The organism is Streptomyces acidiscabies (genome assembly GCF_020010905.1).
In the GTDB taxonomy this organism is placed as follows: domain Bacteria; phylum Actinomycetota; class Actinomycetes; order Streptomycetales; family Streptomycetaceae; genus Streptomyces; species Streptomyces acidiscabies.
The window spans coordinates 2,718,883-2,742,291 of sequence record NZ_JAGJBY010000002.1; the positions used below are offsets into that span (position 1 = coordinate 2,718,883).

Consider the following 23,409-nt stretch of genomic DNA (forward strand, 5'->3'; position numbering starts at 1 on the left):
CTTGAAGAGTCGAAAAGATTCGACGCCGGTTGTTGAGGGAAAGTCAGCGGCTCCCCTGTTCTTTACCGGGCCTTGCCGCTAGCTTCGTTGACACCAGTGGGAGCGATTCCATCAGTCGGTGCGTCCGCCTTGACGTGCCTGAGCTGCGAGGAGTCGCTCATGCGACACCTTTTGCGTTCAGTACTCCCAGCCGCCGCACGAGCCGCTGCGGCCTGCCTCCTGAACCGTGCGTCGCTCTTTCCTGGGCCCGTCTCGTGAAGTGGTTCGACGATCACGCGCGCGCCGTCGATGGATGACCCCGTGAGCAACCCCGCAAGGAACCCCTCAAGGAAACGGAAATCCGCAGTCATGAGCCGTAGCAGAACAGCGATGCTCGCCGCCCTGGCGCTCGTCGCCGGCGCCTCCGGGACCGCGCTGGCGATGGTCCCGGACGCCGGGTCGATCGCCGCGATCCCGTGCACCGTCGACTACAAGGTCCAGAACGAGTGGAGCACCGGCTTCACCGCCAACGTCACCGTCACCAACAACTCGGCCGCCAAGTCGAGTTGGGCCGTGAAGTGGTCGTACGGGGGCAACCAGCAGGTCACCAGCGGCTGGAACGCGAAGGTCACCCAGTCCGGGACGGCCGTCACCGCCGCCAACGAGACGTACAACGGGTCGCTGCCGACCGGCGGTTCCGTGAGCTTCGGGTTCCAGGCGTCGTACAGCGGCGGCAACGCGCTGCCCGCGACGTTCACGCTCGACGGCGTCACCTGCAACGTCGACAGCGGCACCGGCGGACCCACCGGACCCACCGACCCCGGCACCCCCGGACCCGGCACCGGTTCCCGCGTCGACAACCCGTACGCGGGCGCCAAGGTGTACGTCAACCCGGACTGGTCGGCCAAGGCGGCGGCCGAGCCCGGCGGTTCGCGGATCTCCAACCAGCCGACCGGCGTCTGGCTCGACCGGATCGCCGCGATCACCGGCACGAGCACCGGCCGCGGCCTGCGCGCCCACCTCGACGCGGCGCTCGCCCAGAAGGGCAGCGGCGAGATGGTCGTCCAACTCGTCATCTACGACCTCCCCGGCCGCGACTGCTCGGCGCTCGCCTCCAACGGCGAACTCGGCCCGACGGAGATCGACAAGTACAAGACGCAGTTCATCGACCCGATCGCGGCGATCCTCGCCGACCCCAAGTACGCCTCGCTGCGGATCGTCAACGCGGTCGAGATCGACTCGCTGCCCAACCTCGTCACGAACACGGGCAGCCGGCCCACCGCCGTCCCGGCCTGTGACGTCATGAAGGCCAACGGCAACTACGTCAAGGGCGTCGGGTACGCGCTCAACAAGCTCGGCGCGATCCCCAACGTCTACAACTACGTCGATGCCGGTCACCACGGCTGGCTCGGCTGGGACGACAACTTCGCCCCCACCGCCCAGATCCTCCACGACGCCGCGACCGCCGAGGGCGCGACCGTCGACGACGTCCAGGGCTTCATCACCAACACGGCCAACTACAGCGCCCTGAAGGAGAACAACTTCGCCATCGGCGACAACGTGGCCGGGAAGTCGGTGCGCGAGTCGAAGTGGGTCGACTGGAACCGCTACACGGACGAGCAGTCGTACGCGCTGGCACTGCGCAACCAGCTGGTCACCGCCGGGTTCCGGTCCAACATCGGCATGCTGATCGACACCTCCCGCAACGGCTGGGGCGGCAGCGCGCGGCCGGCCGGTCCCGGCCCGCAGACCAGCGTGGACACGTACGTCGACGGCGGGCGCTACGACCGCCGTATCCACGTCGGGAACTGGTGCAACCAGGCCGGTGCCGGGATCGGCGAACGCCCGAAGGCCGCTCCCGCCGCCGGGCTCGACGCGTACGTGTGGATGAAGCCGCCGGGTGAGTCCGACGGTGCCTCCTCGGTGGTCCCGAACGACGAGGGCAAGGGCTTCGACCGCATGTGCGACCCGACGTACACCGGCAACCCGCGCAACAACAACAACCTCTCGGGTGCCATGCCCAACTCGCCGCTGGCCGGGCACTGGTTCTCGGCGCAGTTCCAGCAGTTGATGCAGAACGCGTACCCGCCGCTCAGCTGACCTTCCCCGTTCCCGCGTCCGCCGGAGTCCGGCGGACGCGGGAACCACAGCCGAGCCGGTTTTGCCGGTACCGCAATTTTTTGCGGTACCGGCAAGAGAACTGGCCCCCTCCCGGTGCGGCGGCGCACGCTGTCGCCACCACCGACGAGAGGGTGACCGTCATGGCACACCAGCACCACGACCACACGCACGACCACGGCACAGGTACCGGCACCGACACCGGCATCGACACCGGCATCGACTGGGCCGGGATGGCCCACCACCTGGAGTCCCAGGCCGAGTTGTACGCCCCCTGGTACGAGCGGGCGCTCGCCTGGCTCGGCAAGGAGATCACCGAACCCGGCCTGATCGTGGACCTCGGCAGCGGACCCGGCGTCGTCACCGGCCTGTTCGCCGAGACGTTCCCCGGCGCCCGCGTCATCGCCGCCGACGGCTCGCAGCCGTTGCTGGACCGGGCCCGCGAGCGCGCCCAGCGCCTCGGGTACGGCGACAGGTTCTCCTCCCTCGTCGGCGAACTCCCCGGCAGCCTCGCCGAGTTGGACTACCCCGCCGACCTGATCTGGGCCGGCCGCAGCCTCCACCACCTCGGCGACCAGCGCGCCGCACTCGCCGCCTGCGCGCAGCGCCTCGCCCCCGGCGGCACCCTCGCGCTCATGGAGGGCGGCCTCCCCGCCCGCTACCTCCCCCGCGACCCCGGCATCGGCCGCCCCGGCCTGGAGTCCCGCATCGAGGCGCTCACGGCGGACTGGTTCGCCCGGATGCGCGCGGACCTGCCGGGCGCGGTGGAGGAACGCGAGGACTGGGCGGCCCTGTTGACCTCGGCGGGCCTCAAGCACACGCGTACCCGCAGCTTCCTCCTCGACCTCCCGTCCCCCGCCTCGGACCGCGCCCGCACGTACGTCGTCGAGCAGTTCACGCGGGTCCGCGACGGCATCGGCGAACACCTCGACGCGGAGGACCGGGAGACGATCGACCGTCTGCTGGACCCGCAGGACCCGGCGAGCATCCAGCGCCGCCCCGACCTGTACGTGCTCGCGGCCCACACGGTGCACACGGCGGTCCGGCCGGCCTGACCCCCTGAACGCGCTTGACTTCGAGAGCGCTCCACATGGTGAACTCCCTGTCATTCACGCACGACACAGGGGGTACACCATGAATCGCGTAGCTCTCATCACCGGCGGCGGCAGCGGAATCGGCGCCGCGGTCGCCCGCCAACTCCTCGCCAAGGGCTGGAAAGTAGCCGTCACCGGCCGGGGCGAGGAGCGTCTCGCCGCCTTCGCGAAGGAACTCGGCCATCCCGACAGCCTGTTGACCTTCCCCGGCAACGCGGCCGAGTACGCCGACGTCCAGCACGCCGTCGACAACACCCTTCAGACGTACGGCCGTCTGGACACCGTCGTCGCCAACGCCGGTACGGCCACGCACGATTCCGTCGCCGAGGGCGATCCGTCCGGCTGGCCGGCGATGATCCTCACCAACGTGCTGGGCCCGGCGCTGCTGATCCGCGCCTCGATCGACGCCCTGAAGGAGACCAAGGGCCGGATCGTGCTGGTCGGCAGCGTCGCCGGGTTCGTCAACGCCCCCGGCAACCTGTACGGGGCGACGAAGTGGGCGATCACCGGACTCGCCGAGAACACCCGCCGCCAGGTCACGGAGTGGGGCGTGGGCGTCACCCACATCGCCCCGGGCCGCACCGAGACGCCGTTCTGGGACAGCTACGGAAGCCTGCCGCCGGGCCACCTCCTGACGGCGGATCAGATCGCCGACTCGGTGGTCTGGTCGATGGACCAGCCCGACGGCGTGGACGTCAACACCGTCGTCGTACGGCCGATCGGCCAGCCCAACTAACGCGAAAGGGGCGGGACATGGCGTCCCGCCCCTCTCGAAGCACTTCACCTCACGCGAGGTTGAACTCCGCCGGGTCCGGACCGATGCGCCGGTCCTCGTTCAGCGCGCTGATCGCCGCCAGGTCCTCCGTGTCGAGGGAGAAGTCGAACACCTCGATGTTCTCCTTGATCCGCGACGGGGTCACCGACTTGGGGATCACGACGTTGCCGAGCTGGAGGTGCCAGCGGAGCACGACCTGCGCCGGGGTGCGGCCGTGCTTCTGGGCGATCGCGACGATCGCCGGGACCTCCAGGAGGCCCTTGCCCTGGCCGAGCGGGGACCACGCCTCGGTGGCGATGCCCTGCTCCGCGTGCGCCTCTCGCAGCGCGTGCTGCTGGAGGTGGGGGTGCAGCTCGATCTGGTTGACCGCCGGGATCACCGAGGTCTCGGCGATGAGCCGCTCCAGGTGGCCGACGGGGAAGTTGGAGACGCCGATCGCCTTGACGCGGCCGTCGGCGTACAGCTTCTCGAACGCGTTGTACGTGTCGACGTAGAGGTCGCGCGCCGGGGTCGGCCAGTGGATCAGGTACAGGTCGACGTAGTCGAGGCCCAGCTTGCCGAGGGAGTCGTCGAACGCGCGCAGCGTCGAGTTGTAGCCCTGCTCGGTGTTCCACAGCTTCGTCGTGACGAAGAGGTCCTCGCGGGCCACGCCGGAGGCGGCGACCGCCTTGCCGGTGCCCTCCTCGTTGCCGTAGATCGCGGCCGTGTCGATGGAGCGGTAGCCGGCCTCCAGGGCGGTGGCGACCGCGCGCTCCGCCTCGTCGTCCGGCACCTGCCACACGCCGAAGCCCAGCTGGGGCATCTCGACGCCGTTGTTCAGGATGATCGGGGGGACCTTGCTGCTCACGCGCTCTCGATCCTTCGGTTGTCCGTCATGGATGCTTCCATAGTCAACGATCACGGTACGCGGCGCATTCCTCCCGGGGGAATCCGGCTCAGGAGCTGTACAGCGCCTCGACCTCTTTTGCGTACGCGTTCTCTATCGCTTTGCGCTTCAGTTTCAGCGACGGCGTCAGCAGGCCGTGCTCCTCGGTGAACGGCTGCGCGAGGATGCGGAACGTACGGATCTGCTCGGCCTGCGAGACCAGGGTGTTCGCGGCGACGACGGCCCGGCGCACCTCGGCCTCCAGGTCGGCGTCGCGCACGAGTTCGGTGGGGGACAGGCCGGGTTTCTCGCGCATCCTGAGCCAGTGCTCGACGCCCTCCAGGTCCAGGGTGACCAGCGCGGCGACGAAGGGCCGGTCGTTGCCGACGAGGATGCACTGGCCGATCAGCGGATGGTCGCGCACCCGCTCCTCCAGCAGCCCCGGCGAGACGCTCTTGCCGCCGGAGGTGACCAGGATCTCCTTCTTGCGGCCGGTGATGGTCAGATAGCCGTCGCCGTCGAGGGAGCCGAGGTCGCCGGTGGCGAGCCAGCCGTCGTGCAGGGCCTGGTCGGTGGCCTTCGGGTTGTTGAGGTAGGCGGGGAAAACGTTCTCGCCGCGCAGCCAGATCTCGCCGTCGTCCGCGATGTGCACGGTCATGCCGGGGATCGGCTGGCCGACCGTGCCGTAGCGGGTGCGGCCGGGCGGGTTCGCGGTGGCGGCGGCCGTCGTCTCCGTCAGCCCGTACCCCTCGTAGATCTGCACGCCCGCGCCCGCGAAGAACAGCCCGAGCCGCCGGTCCATCGCCGAGCCCCCGGACACCGCCTGCCGGACCCGGCCGCCCATCGCGGCGCGGACCTTCGCGTACACCAGCTTGTCGTAGATCTGATGCTGCAACCGCAGCCCGGCGGACGGCCCGGGGCCCGTCCCCCACTCCTTCGCCTCCACGGCCTCCGCGTACGCGACGGCGATCTCGACGGCCTTCTCGAACGGACCCGACCGGCCCTCCCGCTCCGCCTTGCGGCGGGCGGCGGAGAACACCTTCTCGAAGATGTACGGCACGGCCAGGAAGAACGTGGGTTTGAACGCGGCGAGGTCGGGCAGCAGGACGGCCGCCTGCATCTGCGGCTGGTGCCCGAAGCGGACCTTGCCGCGCAACGCCGCGACCTGCACCATCCGCCCGAAGACGTGCGCCAGCGGCAGGAACAGCAGCGTCGCCGGCTCGTCGCCGCGCCGGGAGCGGAAGATCGGCTCCCAGTAGCGGATCACCGTGTCGGCCTCGAACACCAGGTTGCCGTGCGTGATCACGCAGCCCTTGGGGCGGCCGGTCGTCCCCGAGGTGTAGATGACGCTCGCCACGGACTCCGGGGTGACCGCCTCGCGGTGGCGGTGGACCACCTCGTCGTCGAGGTGCGCGCCGGCGTCGTACAGCTCCCGTACGACGCCCGTGTCGAGCTGCCACAGCTCGCGCAGTCGCGGGAGGCGGTCGATGACGGTGGCGATCGTCATCGCGTGGTCCTCGTGCTCGACGACGGCCGCGACGCAGTCGCTGTCGTACAGCATCCAGAAGCACTGCTCGGCGGACGACGTCGGGTACACCGGCACCACGTGCGCGCCGATCGTCCACAGGGCGTAGTCGAAGAGCGTCCACTCGTAGCGGGTGCGGGACATGATCGCGACGCGGTCGCCGAAGCGGATGCCGCGCGCGAGCAGGCCCTTGGCCAGCGCGAGGACCTCGTCGCGGAACTCGGCGGCGGTGACGTCCCGCCACTCACCGCCCTCGTCGCGGCGGCCCAGCGCGATGTACCCGGGGTCGTCCTCGGCGTACCGGAACACGGAATCGGCGAGACCGCCGACGGGCGGGGGCAGCGCCAACGCAGGGTTGGTGAACTCGCGCAACCTCACACCCCGCTTCTTTCCGGCCGTTTTGCGCGGTGAAAGCTACCCCACGGGGGCGAGGGGCGGGAGGGGGCGGAAAGCGGAGCGATGCTCCGATACGGGGTGGTCGGGACGGGAGAAAGGCGCATGCAAGGGAAGAGAACGGACAGAAAACTGACGGTTCGGTAATTTTCGGTGCAGCAATCTCCACGGAATCTGCGCGCGGACGGTCACTGTCGGTGCAGGCGTACGCCGCCCGCGAGGATCGCCGCGGCCAGCGCGTCCGCCGCCTCCGTCGCCGGGGGCCTGCCGCGGCCGTGCACCAGGACGAAGTCCACCGGGCCCAGCTCCGGCAGCCCGAACCGGTCCGGTACGCGGACCAGACCCGGCGGCATCACCGTCCGCGAGTGCGCCATCACCCCGAGCCCCGCGCGCGCTGCCGCGACCAGCCCGTTCAGACTCCCGCTCGTGCACACGATCCGCCACGGCCGGCCCTGCCGCTCCAGCGCCTCCAGCGCGAGCGCGCGTGTGATGCCGGGCGGCGGGTAGACGATCAGCGGTACGGGGCGCTCCGCGTCCAGCCGCAGCCGCTCGGCGCCGATCCACACCAGCTCGTCGTGCCAGACCAGCTCGCCCCGGGGGTCCTCGGGACGCCGCTTGGCGAGGACCAGGTCCAGCTTCCCGGCGGCGAGCTGCTCGTGCAGGGTGCCGGACAGCTCGACCGTCAACTCCAGGTCCACCTCGGGATGTTCGTACCGGAAACCCTCCAGGATCTCCGGCAGCCGGGTCAGCACGAAGTCCTCCGACGCGCCGAACCTGAGGCGGCCCCGCAGGCGCGTGCCGGTGAAGAACGCGGTGGCCTGCTCGTGCACCGCGAGGATCCGCCGCGCGAAGCCGAGCATGGCCTCACCGTCCTCCGTCAGCTCGACGGAGTGCGTGTCCCGGGTGAACAGGGTGCGGCCGACCGCGTCCTCCAGGCGGCGTACGTGCTGGCTGACCGTCGACTGACGCAGGCCCAGACGGCGGGCGGCCTGCGTGAAACTGAGCGTCTGGGAGACGGTGAGGAAGGTGCGCAGGTGGGCGGGGTCGTACATGGGGTCAGGCTAGCTGGCTATCGCGAGACGCGATAACAGTGAGTGCCGTATGCCGGATTCCCGATCACGGCGGGGAGGAGCAGCATGGAGAGGGGTGGTTCCGCCCTCAAGAACGTCTGTACGCGCACGTGGAGAACAGTGAAACGCCTGCCGATCGACCCCTACATCCTTCTCCTCCTCGGGACCGTCGGCCTCGCGGCGCTGCTCCCGGCGCGGGGAGTGGCCGCCGACACCGTCTCCGGGTTCTCCACCGGCGCCATCGCCTTCCTCTTCTTCCTGTACGGCGCCCGCCTCTCGACCCGCGAGGCGCTGGACGGTCTGCGGCACTGGCGGCTGCACATCACCGTCCTGGCCTGTACGTTCGTGATCTTCCCGCTGCTGGGCCTCGCGACCGGCGCGCTCGTCCCGACGATCCTGACGCACCCCCTCTACCAGGGCGTCCTCTTCCTCACGCTGGTCCCCTCGACGATCCAGTCCTCGATCGCCTTCACCTCGATGGCCCGGGGCAACGTCCCGGCGGCCATCTGCGCGGGCTCCTTCTCCTCGCTGATCGGCATCGTCCTGACGCCCCTGCTGGCGGCGGCCCTGCTGGGCAGCGCGGGCGGCGGCTTCTCGGCGGACTCGCTGCTGGAGATCGTCCTCCAGCTCCTCGTGCCGTTCCTGGCGGGCCAGTTGACCCAGCGGTGGATCGGGGGGTTCATCGCACGGCACAAGAAGGTGCTCGGGCTGGTCGACCGGGGCTCGATCCTCCTCGTCGTCTACTCCGCGTTCAGCGAGGGCATGGTCCGGGGCATCTGGCACCAGGTGAGCCCCGCGCGGCTCGGGGCGCTGCTCGTCGTCGAGGCCGTGATCCTCGCGGTGATGCTGGCGCTCACCTGGTACGGCGGCAAGGCGCTCGGGTTCGACCGCGAGGACCGGATCGCGATCCAGTTCGCGGGGTCGAAGAAATCCCTGGCGTCGGGGCTGCCGATGGCCAGCGTGCTGTTCGGGGCGCAGGCTTCGCTGGCGGTGCTGCCGTTGATGCTGTTCCACCAGATGCAGCTGATGGTGTGCGCGGTGATCGCGAAGAGGCGGGCGCGGGACGAGATTGTTGTCGAGCAGCCGGTGGCGGATTCGCTCACACGGAGCTGACCGTCGTCTCGATCCTCTCCGCCCCTGCGTAAATGTTCATCGAATTACCCCGCAGGAAACCCACCAGCGTCAATCCGGTCTCATCGGCCAGATCCACCGCCAACGACGACGGCGCCGAAACCGCCGCGAGCACCGGAATTCCCGCCATCACCGCTTTCTGCGCCAATTCGAACGAAGCGCGTCCCGAGACCAGGAGAATGCTGCGGGACAACGGCAGGTCGCCGTTCTGGAGGGCGCGGCCCACCAGTTTGTCCACCGCGTTGTGGCGGCCCACGTCCTCGCGGATGTCCACGAGTTCGCCCTGGTCGGTGAAGAGAGCGGCGGCGTGCAGACCGCCGGTGCGGTCGAAGACGCGCTGGGCTTCACGCAGCCGGTCGGGCAATGCGGCGAGCAGATCGATTCCGACACGGACCGGCGGATCGTCGGAAATGGCCCAGCGCGCGGTGGTCCGTACGGCGTCGAGGCTGGCCTTTCCGCACAGGCCGCAGGACGACGTCGTATAGACATTCCGTTCCAGCGTGATATTCGGTACGACGACCTGCGGTGTGGTCCGCACATCGACGACGTTGTAGGAATTGCCGCCATCGACGGTCGCGCCCGCGCAGTACACGATGTTCTGGAGATCCCCGGCGTGCGCCAGGACTCCTTCACTCACCAGGAAGCCGGCCGCCAGCGCGAAATCGTCGCCCGGGGTGCGCATCGTGATCGCGAGGGGCTTGCCGTTGAGGCGGATCTCCAGCGGCTCCTCGGCCACGAGGGTGTCGGCGCGCGTGGACACGGCCCCGTCGCGGATTCGGACAACCTTGCGGCGTTCGGTGACTCGTCCCATGCCGTCCATTGTCCCGTAGGGGCCGGGCTGGAGAAACGATCGGTCCGACCGTTCGGCGCTCGGTGCGTACCGCTCGGCGCACACGCCCTGTACCGGGGTTCTCAAGGGCGGGGAAGATTCCTACGGTTCCGGATTCATGAGTCCCCCCATCGCCCCGCCCGGCTGGAGCCGCTGGCTCGTTCCCCCGGCCGCCCTCTCCGTCCATCTGTCGATCGGCCAGGCGTACGCCTGGAGCGTGTTCAAGCCGGCGCTGGAGTCCTCGCTGGACCTCAGCGGGACGCAGAGCGCGCTGCCGTTCCAGCTCGCCATCGTGATGCTGGGGCTGTCCGCCGCGTTCGGCGGGACCCTCGTCGAGCGCAACGGGCCGCGCTGGGCGATGACCGTCGCGCTGGTGTGCTTCTCCACCGGGTTCCTGGTCTCCGCGCTGGGCGCCGCGACCGAGCAGTACTGGCTGATCGTGTTCGGGTACGGGTTCATCGGCGGCATCGGGCTCGGCATCGGCTACATCTCGCCGGTGTCGACACTGATCAAGTGGTTCCCGGACCGGCCCGGCATGGCGACCGGCATCGCCATCATGGGCTTCGGCGGCGGCGCGCTGATCGCCTCGCCGTGGTCGGCGCAGATGCTGGAGTCGTTCGGCCGGGACAGCGAGGGGATCGCGCTCGCGTTCCTCGTGCACGGGCTGACGTACGCGGTGTTCATGACGCTCGGCGTGCTGCTGGTACGGGTGCCGAGGCCGGCGGAGACGGTGTCCACGGTCGCCGTTTCCGTCTCGGGGCCGCAGGTCTCCGCCAACAGTGCCGTCCGGACACCGCAGTTCTGGTGCCTGTGGGTCGTCCTGTGCATGAACGTGACCGCTGGGATCGGCATCCTGGAGAAGGCCGCGCCCATGATCCAGGACTTCTTCGCGAACACGTCGCAAACGGTTACCGCAACAGCCGCCGCCGGGTTCGTGGCGTTGCTGTCGGCCGCGAACATGGCGGGGCGGATCGGCTGGTCGTCGACGTCCGACCTGATCGGGCGCAAGAACATCTACCGCGTGTACTTGGGCGTGGGTGCGGTGATGTACGCGCTGATCGCCAGCTTCGGCGACTCCTCCAAGCCGCTGTTCGTGGTCTGCGCGCTGGTCATCCTGTCGTTCTACGGCGGCGGGTTCGCGACCATCCCCGCTTACCTGAAGGACCTGTTCGGGACCCACCAGGTCGGCGCGATCCACGGGCGGCTGCTCACCGCCTGGTCGACGGCCGGCGTACTCGGTCCGCTGATCGTCAACTGGATCGCCGACCGGCAGAAGGAGGCCGGCAAGGACGGCGCCTCCCTCTACACGCTCTCCCTGTTCATCATGATCGGCCTGCTCGCCGTCGGCTTCGTCGCGAACGAGCTGGTCCGCCCCGTCCACCCCCGTCACCATGTGACGGCCACCCCGAAGGAGGCAGTCGATGTCCCAGCAGAGTCCGCCTGACCGGCGCCCGCTGATCGTCTTCGCCTGGGTGTGGGTGGGGGCGCCGCTGGCCTATGGTCTCTACGAACTCGTACAGAAGGCCACGAAACTGTTTACCGGCTAGTAGCGGTGATACGGGTGTTCGGGCGTTCTCTGTTGTGAGGGAAGCTGACAACAGGTGCGCCCGATTCCTGTTGCTTCACCTGTCCTCCTACCCGTGAGTCACTGACCAGACTGGGGAATCCCGCTACCCAAGGCCACTAGGGGATCCCAGATGAACGGCTCTCGCATCGCCGCCGTCGGCCACTACCAGCCCGCCAAGCTGCTCACGAACGCGGAACTGGCGGGCATCGTCGACACCAATGACGAGTGGATCACGTCGCGGGTGGGTATCCGCACCCGCCATATCGCCGGCCCCGACGAACCCGTCGACGAGCTTGCCGCGCACGCCGCGGCCAAGGCGCTCGCCGCCGCCGGGCTCGGTCCGGACGACATCGACCTCGTGCTCGTCGCGACGTCCACGGCCGTCGACCGCTCGCCCAACATGGCCGCCCGGGTCGCCGCCCGCCTCGGCATTCCCGGTCCCGCCACGATGGACCTCAACGTCGTGTGCGCCGGGTTCACCCACACGCTGGCCACCGCCGACCACATCGTGCGCGGCGGCGGGGCGAACCGGGCGCTGGTCATCGGCGCCGACAAGATGTCCGAGGTCGTCGACTGGACCGACCGCACGACCTGCGTCCTCGTCGGGGACGGGGCGGGCGCGGCCGTCGTCGAGCGGTCCGAGGAGGCCGGGATCTCGCCGGTGCTGTGGGGGTCGGTGCCGGAGATGGGGAACGCCGTGCGTATCGAGGGGCAGCCCGCGCGGTTCGCGCAGGAGGGGCAGAGCGTGTACCGGTGGGCCACGACCCAGTTGCCGCCGCTCGCCCGGCAGGCGTGCGAGCGCGCCGGGCTCGTGCCGGCCGATCTCGCGGCGGTCGTGCTGCACCAGGCCAACCTGCGCATCATCGAGCCGCTCGCGGAGAAGATCGGGGCGGTGAACGCGGTGGTGGCGCGGGATGTGGTCGAGTCGGGGAACACGTCTGCGGCGAGTATTCCGCTGGCGTTCTCGAAGCTGGTGGAGCGGGGGGAGATCTCCAAGGGGGATCCGGTGCTCTTGTTCGGGTTCGGGGGGAACCTGTCGTATGCGGGGCAGGTGGTGCGGTGCCCGTAGGGGGTTCGGTGGCGGGTTCGCGGCTCCGGGGCGGGCCTTCTCGTGCCGTGGGGTGGGTTTTTTCGCGCCGTAGACTGTAGACGAAAGACAATCGATACTGGCTCTCCGGCGCGGGTGCGTGATGCCGCGTGATGCTGGGTGCTTGGGGCGCCGCCCTGGAGGGGGACGCAATGTTGACGTCTGGACTGCCGCACGGCTCGGTGCCCCGGCTGGAGCGGCCCGGGCCCCTGCGGGACCGCGTCTACGAGGCGCTGCTCGAACTGATCATCACGCGCGCGCTGCGGCCCGGCCAGCACCTCGTCGAGAGCGAGCTCGCCGGGCACCTCGGGGTCTCGCGCCAGCCCGTGCGGGAGGCGTTGCAGCGGCTGAACACCGAGGGGTGGGTGGATCTGCGGCCCGCGCAGGGGGCGTTCGTGCACGAGCCCACGGAGGAGGAGGCCGACCAACTCCTCACGGTACGCACGCTGTTGGAGGCCGAGGCGGCGCGCCTCGCCGCCGGGCAGCCGACCGAGGCGGGGCTCGCGGAGCTGCGGGAGATCCACGGACAGGGCCTCGACGCGGTCGCCCGGGACGACGTGGACGCGGCCGTCGCCCTCAACGCCCGGTTCCACGCGGTCATCATGGACCTGGCCGGCAACACGGTCCTCGGGGAACTCGCGGCGCAGGTGGACCGGCGGGTGCGGTGGTACTACATGCCGATAGCGCGGCAGCGGGGGCGCAAGTCCTGGGACGAACACCGGGAGTTGATCGCGGCGATCGAGGCGGGGGACGGGGAGCGGGCGACGCGGCTGATGCGGGAGCACACGGAGCACACGCGGCGCTCGTACCACGAGCGGGAGAAGTAGGCGCCGGTTCGTCTTTTTGGTACTGGTTTTTGGTACTGGCGGACGGTCTCGCCCCGATCTTTGTCCTGAGAGTGGAGAAAGTCGGCGGTAATTCGTGCACAACTTCTTCCCAGGTTCGGCGCCCGCTGCTACGTTCCCTTCGAAAGCACGGAACGGACGGCCGACGCGAGGCGGGGAGGGGCACGTGAGACGGATGACGGCACGGCCCGCGAACGCCCACCAGGCCAGGCTGCTGCACCTGTTGCGGGACGGCGGCCAGAGTTCCCGGGCCCAGCTCGGCGACCGGGTCGACCTCTCGCGGTCGAAGCTGGCCGTGGAGGTGGACCGGCTGCTGGAGACGGGACTGGTCGTCGCCGACGGCCTCGCCGCCTCCCGGGGCGGACGGCGCTCGCACAACGTGCGCCTCAACCCCGAACTGCGCTTCCTGGGCGTCGACATCGGCGCGACCTCGGTCGATGTCGCCGTCACCAACGCCGAGCTGGAGATACTCGGCCACCTCAACCAACCGCTCGACGTCCGCGAGGGACCCGTCGCGGTCTTCGAGCAAGTCCTCGCCATGACCGCCAAGTTGAGGGCCACCGGCCTCGCCGACGGCATCGACGGCGCGGGCATCGGCGTCCCCGGCCCGGTCCGCTTCCCCGAGGGCGTCCCCGTGGCGCCGCCGATCATGCCGGGCTGGGACGGCTTCCCCGTACGGGAGGCGCTCAGCCAGGAACTCGGCTGCCCGGTGATGGTCGACAACGACGTGAACCTGATGGCGATGGGGGAGCAGCACGCCGGGGTCGCCCGGTCCGTCGCCGACTTCCTCTGCGTCAAGATCGGCACCGGCATCGGCTGCGGCATCGTCGTCGGCGGCCAGGTCTACCGGGGTACGACCGGCAGCGCCGGCGACATCGGCCACATCCGGGCCGTACCGGACGGCAGGCCCTGCGCCTGCGGCAACCGGGGCTGCCTGGAGGCCCACTTCAGCGGCGCGGCGCTGGCCAGGGACGCGATGGAGGCGGCGCGGCAAGGGCTGTCCGCCGAACTCGCCGATCGGCTCGCGGTCAATGGCACGCTGACCGGCGCGGACGTCGCCGCGGCGGCGGTCGCCGGTGACACCACCGCGCTCGACCTGATCCGTGAAGGGGGGAGCCAGGTCGGGCAGGTCATCGCCGGGCTCGTCTCCTTCTTCAACCCCGGCCTGGTGGTGATCGGCGGCGGGGTGACCGGCCTCGGCCACAACCTGCTCGCCGCGATCCGTACCCAGGTCTACCGTCAGTCGCTGCCCCTGGCGACCGGCAACCTGCCCATCGTCCTGGGGGAGTTGGGTCCCACCGCCGGAGTCATCGGCGCGGCCCGGCTGATCAGCGACCACCTGTTCTCACCCGCGTAGGCGACACCCGCCGCCCTTCTGTACAGAGCCGCTTTCCCGTCCGTACGTAGTCGCTCAACAGGCTTGCCCCGCACCGGAGTTCACCCGTCCGGCAGTCCATCGCGCCCTGACACCGGCCCGCACCCGCCCGCCGAGGGGATCCACCATGGCACCACAAGCACCGCTGCTCAGCATGTCCGGCATCACCAAGTCGTTCCCCGGCGTCCGCGCCCTGGACGGCGTCGACCTCGACGTCCAGGCCGGTGAAGTGCACTGTCTGCTCGGCCAGAACGGCGCGGGAAAGTCCACGCTGATCAAGATCCTGGCCGGCGCCCACCAGCCCGACGACGGCACGATCCGCTGGCGCGGCGAGGAGGTCACGCTGCGCTCCCCGATCGCCGCGATGCGCCTCGGCATCGCCACCATCTACCAGGAACTCGACCTCGTCGAGCACCTGTCGGTGGCCGAGAACGTCTACCTGGGCCACGAGCCCACGGCCGCCGGGTTCGTCGTCCGGTCCAGGTCGGCGAAAGCCGCAACTGCCGCACTGCTCAAGCGACTTGGCCACCCGGAGGTCCAACCGGGGAAGCTGGTCGGGGAGTTGTCGGCGGCGCAGCGGCAGATCGTGTCGATGGCCCGCGCGCTCTCGCACGACGTACGGCTCATCGTGATGGACGAGCCGTCCGCCGCGCTCGACCCGGACGAGGTCGACAACCTGTTCCGGATCGTCGCCGACCTCACCGCCGACGGGGTCGCCGTCGTCTACATCTCGCACCGGCTGGAGGAGATCCGCCGGATCGGGGACCGGGTGACCGTCCTCAAGGACGGCCGCGCGGTCGCGGGGGGACTGCCCGCCGAGTCGACGCCGACGAGTGAAGTGGTCGCGCTGATGACCGGCCGCAATGTCGAATACGTCTTCCCGGCAAGGCCGGTTGACGCCGCGTCAGGCACTCCGGTGCTTGAGGTGCGCGGGCTCGCCCGGGACGGCGAGTTCGAGCCCGTCGACTTCGAGGTGCGGGCCGGGGAGATCGTCGGACTCGCGGGTCTGGTCGGCTCCGGACGCTCCGAGATCCTGGAGACCGTGTACGGCGCCCGCAAGCCGACGGCCGGTCAAGTCCTCGTGGAGGGCAAGCAGTTGAGGCCGGGCAGCGTACCCGCCGCCGTCCGCGCCGGACTCGGGCTCGCCCCCGAGGAACGCAAGGCGCAAGCCCTGCTGATGCTCCAGTCCGTCACTCGCAACGTCTCCGTGTCCACCCTCTCCCGCTTCGCGCGGGCCGGCTGGATCGACCGCGCCGCCGAACAGGGCGCCGCCCGCGCCGCGACCCGCGAACTCTCCCTGCGGCCGGACAACCCGTCCGCCGCCGTGCGCACCCTCTCCGGCGGCAACCAGCAGAAAGCGGTCCTCGCCCGCTGGCTGCTGCGCGGCTGCAAGGTGCTCCTCCTCGACGAGCCGACGCGCGGCGTCGACGTCGGAGCGCGCGCCGAACTCTACGCCGTCGTACGGCGATTGGCCGACGAAGGGCTCGCCGTGCTGCTCGTCTCCAGCGAGGTGCCCGAAGTTCTCGGCCTCGCCGACCGCGTCCTGGTCCTGCGCGAGGGTCGCGTCGTCCACACCGCCCCCGCCCGCGAACTCGACGAACACCGTGTCCTCGACCTCGTCATGGAAGGAAGCCCCGCGTCATGACGCAGCCCGTCTCCCCGCCGCGGGACAGCGCCGACAAGGTGCCCGCACTCGATCAACGCCCCGGCTGGCGCGCCGTGTTGGTCCGCGCAGACGTCCGTACGCTCTCGCTGGTCGGCGTCCTCGCTGTCCTGATCGCCATCGGCGGGATCACCAAGCCCGACGAGTTCCTCGACACCCGCAACCTCCAACTCGTCCTCACCCAGGCGTCGGTGATCGGTGTCGTCACCGTCGGCATGACCTTCGTCATCATCTCCGGCGGCATCGACCTGTCGGTCGGCGCGATCGTCGCCCTCTCCTCGGTGTGGGCGACCACCGTCGCCACCCAGGAGTACGGCTTCGCCGGCGTCCTGTTCACCGCCGTCCTCGTCGGCCTCGGCTGCGGACTCGTCAACGGGGTGCTCATCGCGTACGGCGGGATGGTGCCCTTCATCGCGACGCTCGCCATGCTCGCCTCGGCGCGCGGACTCGCCCTCCAGATCACCGACGGGCAGACCCAGATCGTCACCATCAGCAGCATCCTCGACCTCGGCGAACGCGACGCCTACGTGCTCGGCGTCCCGCCGCTCGTCCTGGTGTTCGCGTTCGTGACCGTCGTCGGGTGGCTGCTGCTGAACCGGACCACGTTCGGGCGCCGGGCCGTCGCGGTCGGCGGCAACCCCGAGGCCGCGCGGCTCGCCGGCATCGACGTACGGCGCCAGCGGCTCTACCTCTACCTGCTGTCCGGGCTGTGCTGCGGGATCGCCGCGTTCCTGCTGATCATCCTGTCCGGCTCCGGCCAGAACACCAACGGCAACCTGTACGAACTCGACGCCATCGCCGCCGCCATCATCGGCGGAACCCTGCTCAGCGGGGGTCGCGGCACCATCGTCGGCTCCGTCCTCGGCGTCCTGATCTTCACCACGATCACCAACATCTTCGCCCTGAACAACCTCCAGACCGACGTCCAGCAGATCGCCAAGGGCGCGATCATCGTCGCCGCCGTCCTGGTCCAGCGCCGCACCGCGAACGCGACCTGAGGAAAGGTTTTCACCGCCATGGCACACATCCCCAGCCGCAGAGGGCTGCTCTTCGGGACCGCCGCCGTCTCGGCCGCCGCCGTCCTCACCGCTTGCACCAGCAACGAGTCGAGCGACGACAAGGACCAGGCCGCCACCAGCGGGCAGCCCGCCGCCGACGACCAGCCCGGCAAACAGGTCACCGTCGGGTTCGCCGGGCCCCAGGCCGACCACGGCTGGCTCAACGCGATCAACGACCAGGCCAAGAAGCGCGCCCAGAAGTACTCCGACGTCACGCTGGAGATCACCGAGGGGTCCAACGACACCGCCCAGCAGATCGGGCAGATCGAGACCCTCATCAACAAGAAGGTCGACGTCCTCGTCATCCTGCCCGCCGACGGCAAGGCCCTCACTCAGGTCGGCCTCAAGGCGATGCGCGCCGGGATCCCCGTCGTCAACCTCGACCGGATCTTCAACACCCCCCAGGCGTACCGGTGTTGGATCGGCGGCGACAACTACGGCATGGGCTTCAACGCCGGGCGGTACATCGGCGAGAAGCTCAAGGGCAAGGCGAACGCGAAGGTCGTCGAACTCGCCGGCATCGACAACCTGGAGCTGACCCGCCAGCGCACCCAGGGCTTCGACGACGCGCTGAAGAACTACCCCAACATCCGCAAGGTGGCCCGCCAGGCGGCCGACTTCACCGTCGAGTCCGGACAGGCCAAGATGGCCCAACTCCTCCAGGCCCAGTCCCAGTTCGACGCCCTGTGGAACCACGACGACGACCAGGGCGTGGGCGCCCTGCGCGCCGTCTCGCAGGCCGGACGCGACGACTTCCTCATGGTCGGCGGCGCGGGCGCGCTCTCCGCGATGCAGGCCATCAAGCAGGACAACGGCGTCCTGAAGGCGACCGTCCTGTACCCGCCGACGATGGCCGCCTCCGCGATCGACCTCGCCCGCGCCCTCGGCCAGGGCAAGGGCGTCGGCGGACTCTCCGAGTTCGAGATCCCCGCCTCGATCACCCTGTACTCGGCCGTCGTCGACAAGACCAACGTCGACCAGTACCTGCCCACCGGCTTCAGGTGACAGACCCGGCCGGGCCCCGGGAGCGGCCCGGCCCGCATCCCCCCACCGCGCGCACCACGACGAGGAGGACCACCGCATGGAACAGCCGCAGGAGCCGAAGGAGTCGGCCGGGAAACCGCCGCTGCGCGTCGGCATGGTCGGCTACGCCTTCATGGGCGCCGCCCACTCCCAGGGCTGGCGCACCGTCGGCCGGGCCTTCGACCTCCCCCTCACCCCGGTCCTCGCCGCGATCTGCGGACGCGACCCGGACGCGGTACGCCAGGCCGCTGACCGGTACGGCTGGGAGTCCGCCGAGACCGACTGGCGGGAGCTGATCGCCCGCGACGACATCGACCTCGTCGACATCTGCACCCCCGGCGACAGCCACGCCGAGATCGCGCTCGCGGCCCTCGCGGCCGGCAAGCACGTGCTGTGCGAGAAACCCCTCGCGAACACGGTCGAAGAGGCCGAGGGGATGGTCCGGGCCGCCGAAGAGGCGTACGGGCGTGGGCAGTTGGCGATGGTCGGGTTCAACTATCGCCGGGTTCCCGCGACCGCTTTCGCCCGGCAGTTGGTGGACGCGGGGCGGCTCGGCAGGCTGCGGCACGTACGGGTGACGTACCTTCAGGACTGGCTCGTCGACCCGGAGTTCCCGCTCACCTGGCGGTTGCGGAAGGAGCTTGCCGGGTCCGGGGCGCTGGGTGACCTCGGCGCTCATATCGTCGACCTCGCCCAGTACTTGGCGGGGGAGCGGCTTGCCGGGGTGTCGGCGCTGATCGAGACGTTCGTACGGGAACGCCCGCTGCCTGTCGGGTCTTCTGGGGGTCTGTCCGGCGGTGCTGTCGGTGCTGAGACCGGTACCGTCACCGTCGACGACGCCGCCCTGTTCACCGGGCGGTTCGCCTCCGGTGCCCTCGCCTCCTTCGAGGCCACCCGCTACGCCACCGGCCGCAAGAACGCCCTGCGCATCGAACTCAACGGCGAGAAGGGCTCGTTGTGGTTCGACCTGGAGCGGCTCAACGAACTCTGGTTCCACGACGGCACGTTGCCCGACACCGAGGGCGGCTTCCGCCGCATCCTCGTCACCGAGCCCGACCACCCCTACCTCGGCGCCTGGTGGCCCCCGGGGCACGGCCTCGGCTACGAGCACACCTTCACCCACCAGGCCCACGACCTCGTCCACGCCATCGCCGAACTCCGTTCCCCCGAACCGTCGTTCGCCGACGGGCTCCAGGTGCAGCGGGTGCTCGCGGCGGTCGAGGAGAGCGCCGAGAAGAACTCCGTCTACACCCCGGTCAACTGAGGAGGCCCGAACATGCCGCGCCCGTTCACCCTGTTCACCGGCCAGTGGGCCGACCTTCCGCTGGAGGAGGTCTGCCGGCTCGCCCGCGACTTCGGCTACGACGGTCTCGAACTCGCCTGCTGGGGCGACCACTTCGAGGTCGACAAGGCCCTTGCCGATCCGTCCTATGTCGAGTCCCGGCACCAACTCCTCGACAAGTACGGCCTGAAGTGCTGGGCCGTCTCCAACCACCTGGTCGGGCAGGCCGTCTGCGACGCCATCATCGACGAACGGCACCAGGCGATCCTGCCCGCCGAGGTGTGGGGGGACGGTGACCCCGAAGGCGTACGGCGCCGGGCCGCCGAGCGGATGCGGGACACGGCGCGGGCCGCCGCCGCGTTCGGGGTCGACACCGTCGTGGGGTTCACCGGGTCCGCGATCTGGCACCTCGTCGCCATGTTCCCGCCCGCGCCCGAGTCGATGATCGAGCGGGGGTACGAGGACTTCGCCGCGCGGTGGAACCCGATCCTGGACGTCTTCGACGCCGAGGGGGTGCGGTTCGCGCACGAGGTTCATCCCAGTGAGATCGCCTACGACTACTGGACCACCCATCGCGCGCTGGAGGCCGTCGGGCACCGGGCCGCGTTCGGGCTCAACTTCGACCCCTCCCATTTCGTGTGGCAGGACCTCGATCCCGTCGGGTTCCTCTGGGACTTCCGGGACCGGATCTACCACGTCGACTGCAAGGAGGCGCGCAAGCGGCTGGACGGCCGTAACGGGCGGCTCGGTTCCCACCTGCCGTGGGGCGACCCCCGGCGTGGCTGGGACTTCGTGTCGGCCGGGCACGGGGACGTTCCCTGGGAGGACGTGTTCCGGATGCTGCGGTCCATCGACTATCAGGGGCCGATCTCCGTCGAGTGGGAGGACGCCGGGATGGACCGGCTCCAGGGGGCGCCGGAGGCGCTGACCCGCTTGAAGGGGTTCGACTTCGAGCCGCCGTCGACTTCGTTCGATGCGGCGTTCTCCAGCTGAGGTGGGGGCGGGGGGTTGAGTGGCTGAGCCATTGAGCCATTGAGCCATTGAGCCACTGAGCCTCCGAGCCATCGAGCCACTGCACCGGCAGAAGTGGCTCAGCCACTCAGCCACCGACCCACCGACCCACTCGTTCTGTCCGGGCTGACCGCAGCACCGCGCCGTCAGCCCCGCACTCCCCGCTCCGGGATGACGGCGCATCCCGGCGTACGCACCCGCACGTACCACCCTGGAGGCACCCGTGCACGGGAACGACCCCACCAACCGCACCCCGAGAAGACGTCCAGCGCTGCGCAGGGCCGTCGCGCTGACGACCGGCGCCCTGCTCGCGGGGGCGTCGCTCACTCTCACCTCGCCCGTCGCCGGCGCGGCCGACGCCCGTTCCTCGACCGCCGCCGAGGACTTCCAGCAGGTCACCCTCGCGAAGGGCGAGGCGGAGGTCGGCGAGCCGATGTCGCTCGCCGTCCTGCCCGACCGTTCCGTCCTGCACACCTCCCGCGACGGCGAACTCCGCCTCACGGACGCGGCAGGGAACACCCGGCTGATCGGCAAGCTCGACGTCTACTCCCACGACGAGGAGGGCCTCCAAGGCATCGGCGTCGACCCGCAGTTCAGCTTCAACCGCTTCATCTACCTCTACTACGCGCCCAAGTTGAACACCCCGGCCGGCGACGCCCCCGAGAACGGCACCGCCGCCGACTTCGCGCCCTTCGACGGTGTCAACCGCCTCTCCCGGTTCACGCTGAACGCGGACGGCACCCTGAACACGGCCAGCGAGAAGCAGATCCTGGACGTCCCGGCCTCGCGCGGCCTGTGCTGTCACGTCGGCGGGGACATCGACTTCGACGCGGCGGGCAACCTGTACCTGTCGACGGGCGACGACACGAACCCGTTCCAGTCCGACGGGTTCACCCCCATCGACCAGCGCGACGGCCGCAACCCCGCCTTCGACGCCCGGCGTTCGGCCGGCAACACCAACGACCTGCGCGGCAAGATCCTGCGCATCAAGGTGAACGCCGACGGCTCGTACACGGTCCCCGACGGCAACCTGTTCGCGCCCGGCACCGACAGGACGCGGCCCGAGATCTACGCGATGGGCTTCCGCAACCCGTTCCGCTTCAGCGTCGACAAGGCCACCGGCTACCTCTACATCGGCGACTACGGCCCCGACGCGGGCGCCGCCGACCCGAACCGGGGCCCGGCAGGGCAGGTCGAGTTCGACCGCGTCACCGGCCCCGGCAACTTCGGCTGGCCGTACTGCACCGGTGCCAACGATGCCTACAAGCAGTACGACTTCGGCACGAAGACCTCCGGCGCGGCCTTCGACTGCAACGCCCCGAAGAACACCTCCCCGCACAACACGGGCCTCGTCGACCTGCCCCCGGCACAGCCCGCGTGGATCCCCTACGACGGCCCCTCCAAGCCGGAGTTCGGCGACGGCTCCGAGTCCCCGATGGGCGGCCCGGTCTACCACTACGACGCGAACCTCGACTCGCCGGTCAAGTTCCCCCAGGCGTACGACGGGGACTTCTTCGCCGGGGAGTTCGGCCGCCGCTGGATCAAGCGCATCTCCAGCGACGCGAACGGCACCGTTCAGTCCATCAGTGACATCCCCTGGTCCGGCACCCAGGTGATGGACATGGCGTTCGGCCCCGACGGCGCGCTGTACGTCCTCGACTACGGCCTCTCCTGGTTCGGCGGCGACGAGCACTCGGCGCTGTACCGCATCGAGAACGCGACCGACGGCCACTCGCCCGTGGCGCAGGCAGCCGCCAACAGGACGTCCGGACAAGCCTCGTTGAAGGTGAAGTTCTCCTCGGCCGGGACGTCCGACCAGGACGGCGACGCGCTCACGTACAGCTGGGACTTCGGTGACGGCGCGACCTCGACGTCCGCGAACCCGTCGCACACGTACCGTCAAAACGGCACCTACACCGCGACGTTGACCGCGAAGGACCCCTCCGGCCGTACCGGCAGCGCGAGCGTCCAGGTCGTCGTCGGCAACACCGCGCCGACCGTCGTCGTCCAAACCCCCCTGGACGGGCAGCTGTTCAGCTTCGGTGACGCGATCCCGTTCACGGTGAAGGTCACCGACCCCGAGGACGGCAAGGCGATCGACTGCTCCAAGATCACCGTCCGCTTCATCCTCGGCCACGACAGCCACGGCCACCCGATCACCTCCGGGACCGGCTGCACCGGCACCCTCCAGACCAGCGCCGACGGCGGCCACGACCCCAACGCCAACATCTTCGGGGTGCTCGACGCCGAGTACACGGACAACGGGGGCGGCGGTCAGGCCGCGCTGACCTCGCACGACCAGAATGTCCTCCAGCCCCGGCACCGGCAGGCCGAGCACTTCAACAACTCCAGTGGTGTGACGGTGACTTCGCGGACGTCCGCGAACGGTGCGAAGACCGTGGGCGCCATCGAGAACGGCGACTGGATCTCGTTCACGCCGTACGCGCTGCGGGGCGTCGGCTCGGTGACGGCCCGGGTCGCTTCCGCCGGAGTCGGCGGCACGCTGGAGATCCGCGCGGGATCGGCCAAGGGCACCCTCCTCGGCAAGGCCCATGTGCCGGTGACCGGCGGCTGGGAGACCTACCAGGACGTCACCGCGAAGCTGTCCCGGGCACCGCGCGGGAGCACCGTCCTCTATCTCGTCTTCAAGGGCCGCAGCGGTCAACCCCTGTACGAGATCGACGACTTCACCTTCACCACGAACTGAGAGGCACGCCCC

General features: G+C 70.0%; 19 protein-coding genes. 15 read left to right on the plus strand and 4 right to left on the minus strand.

Annotated features, from left to right (window positions below; translation table 11 throughout):
- The first annotated feature begins 348 nt into the window (after positions 1 to 348).
- The 3 genes from J8M50_RS38665 to J8M50_RS38675 all read left to right on the plus strand — a co-directional run bounded on the left by J8M50_RS38665 (position 349) and on the right by J8M50_RS38675 (position 3,927).
- A complete protein-coding gene (locus J8M50_RS38665; RefSeq protein ID WP_029184399.1) occupies positions 349 to 2,079 on the plus strand; it encodes a glycoside hydrolase family 6 protein in 1,731 nt (576 codons plus the stop codon).
- 161 nt (positions 2,080 to 2,240) lie between these two features.
- Positions 2,241 to 3,152 (plus strand): class I SAM-dependent methyltransferase, encoded by a 912-nt coding sequence (locus J8M50_RS38670; RefSeq protein ID WP_010358034.1) that lies wholly within the window; start codon positions 2,241 to 2,243, stop codon positions 3,150 to 3,152.
- Positions 3,153 to 3,231: 79 nt separating this feature from the next.
- Positions 3,232 to 3,927 (plus strand): SDR family oxidoreductase, encoded by a 696-nt coding sequence (locus tag J8M50_RS38675; RefSeq protein ID WP_010358036.1) that lies wholly within the window; start codon positions 3,232 to 3,234, stop codon positions 3,925 to 3,927.
- 49 nt (positions 3,928 to 3,976) lie between these two features.
- On the opposite strand, the gene J8M50_RS38680 is transcribed toward J8M50_RS38675, so the two are convergent.
- From J8M50_RS38680 to J8M50_RS38690, 3 genes are all read right to left on the minus strand, one after another.
- Positions 3,977 to 4,813 carry an aldo/keto reductase gene (locus J8M50_RS38680; protein ID WP_010358037.1) on the minus strand — a complete coding sequence of 279 codons (837 nt, stop codon included), beginning with the start codon at positions 4,811 to 4,813 and terminating at the stop codon, positions 3,977 to 3,979.
- Between the two features lie 88 nt (positions 4,814 to 4,901).
- Positions 4,902 to 6,728: an AMP-dependent synthetase/ligase gene (locus J8M50_RS38685; protein WP_010358039.1), complete on the minus strand. Its 1,827-nt coding sequence runs from the start codon at positions 6,726 to 6,728 to the stop codon at positions 4,902 to 4,904.
- A gap of 209 nt (positions 6,729 to 6,937) precedes the next feature.
- On the minus strand, positions 6,938 to 7,801 hold the full coding sequence (locus J8M50_RS38690; protein WP_010358042.1) for a LysR substrate-binding domain-containing protein: 864 nt from the start codon (positions 7,799 to 7,801) through the stop codon (positions 6,938 to 6,940).
- A gap of 147 nt (positions 7,802 to 7,948) precedes the next feature.
- Here J8M50_RS38690 and J8M50_RS38695 point away from each other — a divergent pair, with 147 nt between their 5' ends.
- Positions 7,949 to 8,932, plus strand: coding sequence for a bile acid:sodium symporter family protein (locus tag J8M50_RS38695; protein WP_040837860.1), 984 nt, complete (start codon positions 7,949 to 7,951; stop codon positions 8,930 to 8,932).
- On the opposite strand, the gene fdhD is transcribed toward J8M50_RS38695, so the two are convergent.
- Positions 8,919 to 9,761: a formate dehydrogenase accessory sulfurtransferase FdhD gene (gene fdhD / locus J8M50_RS38700; protein WP_010358045.1), complete on the minus strand. Its 843-nt coding sequence runs from the start codon at positions 9,759 to 9,761 to the stop codon at positions 8,919 to 8,921. The genes J8M50_RS38695 and fdhD overlap by 14 nt on opposite strands.
- A gap of 136 nt (positions 9,762 to 9,897) precedes the next feature.
- On the opposite strand from fdhD, the gene J8M50_RS38705 reads away from it, so the two are divergent.
- The 11 genes from J8M50_RS38705 to J8M50_RS38750 all read left to right on the plus strand — a co-directional run bounded on the left by J8M50_RS38705 (position 9,898) and on the right by J8M50_RS38750 (position 23,397).
- On the plus strand, positions 9,898 to 11,223 hold the full coding sequence (locus tag J8M50_RS38705) for an OFA family MFS transporter (RefSeq protein WP_010358046.1): 1,326 nt from the start codon (positions 9,898 to 9,900) through the stop codon (positions 11,221 to 11,223).
- Entirely contained in the window at positions 11,201 to 11,326 is a 126-nt protein-coding gene (locus J8M50_RS50465; RefSeq protein WP_010358047.1) for an MFS transporter small subunit, read from the plus strand. Before J8M50_RS38705 ends, J8M50_RS50465 begins: the two co-directional genes overlap by 23 nt.
- A gap of 150 nt (positions 11,327 to 11,476) precedes the next feature.
- Complete coding sequence (locus J8M50_RS38710; RefSeq protein WP_010358048.1) at positions 11,477 to 12,415, plus strand: beta-ketoacyl-ACP synthase III; 939 nt, start codon at positions 11,477 to 11,479, stop codon at positions 12,413 to 12,415.
- A 170-nt stretch (positions 12,416 to 12,585) separates the two neighbouring features.
- Entirely contained in the window at positions 12,586 to 13,260 is a 675-nt protein-coding gene (locus J8M50_RS38715) for a GntR family transcriptional regulator (protein ID WP_010358049.1), read from the plus strand.
- A 193-nt stretch (positions 13,261 to 13,453) separates the two neighbouring features.
- Positions 13,454 to 14,635, plus strand: a complete 1,182-nt coding sequence (locus J8M50_RS38720; RefSeq protein WP_029184400.1) for an ROK family transcriptional regulator — start codon at positions 13,454 to 13,456, stop codon at positions 14,633 to 14,635.
- A gap of 145 nt (positions 14,636 to 14,780) precedes the next feature.
- Positions 14,781 to 16,298 carry a sugar ABC transporter ATP-binding protein gene (locus J8M50_RS38725; protein WP_029184401.1) on the plus strand — a complete coding sequence of 506 codons (1,518 nt, stop codon included), beginning with the start codon at positions 14,781 to 14,783 and terminating at the stop codon, positions 16,296 to 16,298.
- Positions 16,295 to 17,314, plus strand: coding sequence for an ABC transporter permease (locus J8M50_RS38730; RefSeq protein ID WP_010358052.1), 1,020 nt, complete (start codon positions 16,295 to 16,297; stop codon positions 17,312 to 17,314). The genes J8M50_RS38725 and J8M50_RS38730 overlap by 4 nt, the downstream gene beginning before the upstream one ends.
- 18 nt (positions 17,315 to 17,332) lie before the next feature.
- On the plus strand, positions 17,333 to 18,379 hold the full coding sequence (locus tag J8M50_RS38735) for a substrate-binding domain-containing protein (RefSeq protein WP_010358053.1): 1,047 nt from the start codon (positions 17,333 to 17,335) through the stop codon (positions 18,377 to 18,379).
- A 76-nt stretch (positions 18,380 to 18,455) separates the two neighbouring features.
- Complete coding sequence (locus J8M50_RS38740; RefSeq protein ID WP_010358055.1) at positions 18,456 to 19,661, plus strand: Gfo/Idh/MocA family protein; 1,206 nt, start codon at positions 18,456 to 18,458, stop codon at positions 19,659 to 19,661.
- A gap of 12 nt (positions 19,662 to 19,673) precedes the next feature.
- Positions 19,674 to 20,672, plus strand: coding sequence for a sugar phosphate isomerase/epimerase family protein (locus tag J8M50_RS38745; protein ID WP_010358057.1), 999 nt, complete (start codon positions 19,674 to 19,676; stop codon positions 20,670 to 20,672).
- Between the two features lie 241 nt (positions 20,673 to 20,913).
- Positions 20,914 to 23,397: a PQQ-dependent sugar dehydrogenase gene (locus J8M50_RS38750; protein WP_010358059.1), complete on the plus strand. Its 2,484-nt coding sequence runs from the start codon at positions 20,914 to 20,916 to the stop codon at positions 23,395 to 23,397.
- The last annotated feature ends 12 nt before the right edge of the window (positions 23,398 to 23,409 follow it).

Coding starts and splice junctions, on each gene's coding strand:
- J8M50_RS38665 (WP_029184399.1), top strand. CDS start 349: ATGAGCCGTAGCAGAACAGCGATGCTCGCCGCCCTGGCGCTCGTCGCC.
- J8M50_RS38670 (WP_010358034.1), top strand. CDS start 2,241: ATGGCACACCAGCACCACGACCACACGCACGACCACGGCACAGGTACC.
- J8M50_RS38675 (WP_010358036.1), top strand. CDS start 3,232: ATGAATCGCGTAGCTCTCATCACCGGCGGCGGCAGCGGAATCGGCGCC.
- J8M50_RS38690 (WP_010358042.1), bottom strand. CDS start 7,801: ATGTACGACCCCGCCCACCTGCGCACCTTCCTCACCGTCTCCCAGACG.
- fdhD (WP_010358045.1), bottom strand. CDS start 9,761: ATGGGACGAGTCACCGAACGCCGCAAGGTTGTCCGAATCCGCGACGGG.
- J8M50_RS38705 (WP_010358046.1), top strand. CDS start 9,898: ATGAGTCCCCCCATCGCCCCGCCCGGCTGGAGCCGCTGGCTCGTTCCC.
- J8M50_RS50465 (WP_010358047.1), top strand. CDS start 11,201: ATGTCCCAGCAGAGTCCGCCTGACCGGCGCCCGCTGATCGTCTTCGCC.
- J8M50_RS38710 (WP_010358048.1), top strand. CDS start 11,477: ATGAACGGCTCTCGCATCGCCGCCGTCGGCCACTACCAGCCCGCCAAG.
- J8M50_RS38715 (WP_010358049.1), top strand. CDS start 12,586: ATGTTGACGTCTGGACTGCCGCACGGCTCGGTGCCCCGGCTGGAGCGG.
- J8M50_RS38720 (WP_029184400.1), top strand. CDS start 13,454: ATGACGGCACGGCCCGCGAACGCCCACCAGGCCAGGCTGCTGCACCTG.
- J8M50_RS38725 (WP_029184401.1), top strand. CDS start 14,781: ATGGCACCACAAGCACCGCTGCTCAGCATGTCCGGCATCACCAAGTCG.
- J8M50_RS38730 (WP_010358052.1), top strand. CDS start 16,295: ATGACGCAGCCCGTCTCCCCGCCGCGGGACAGCGCCGACAAGGTGCCC.
- J8M50_RS38735 (WP_010358053.1), top strand. CDS start 17,333: ATGGCACACATCCCCAGCCGCAGAGGGCTGCTCTTCGGGACCGCCGCC.
- J8M50_RS38740 (WP_010358055.1), top strand. CDS start 18,456: ATGGAACAGCCGCAGGAGCCGAAGGAGTCGGCCGGGAAACCGCCGCTG.
- J8M50_RS38745 (WP_010358057.1), top strand. CDS start 19,674: ATGCCGCGCCCGTTCACCCTGTTCACCGGCCAGTGGGCCGACCTTCCG.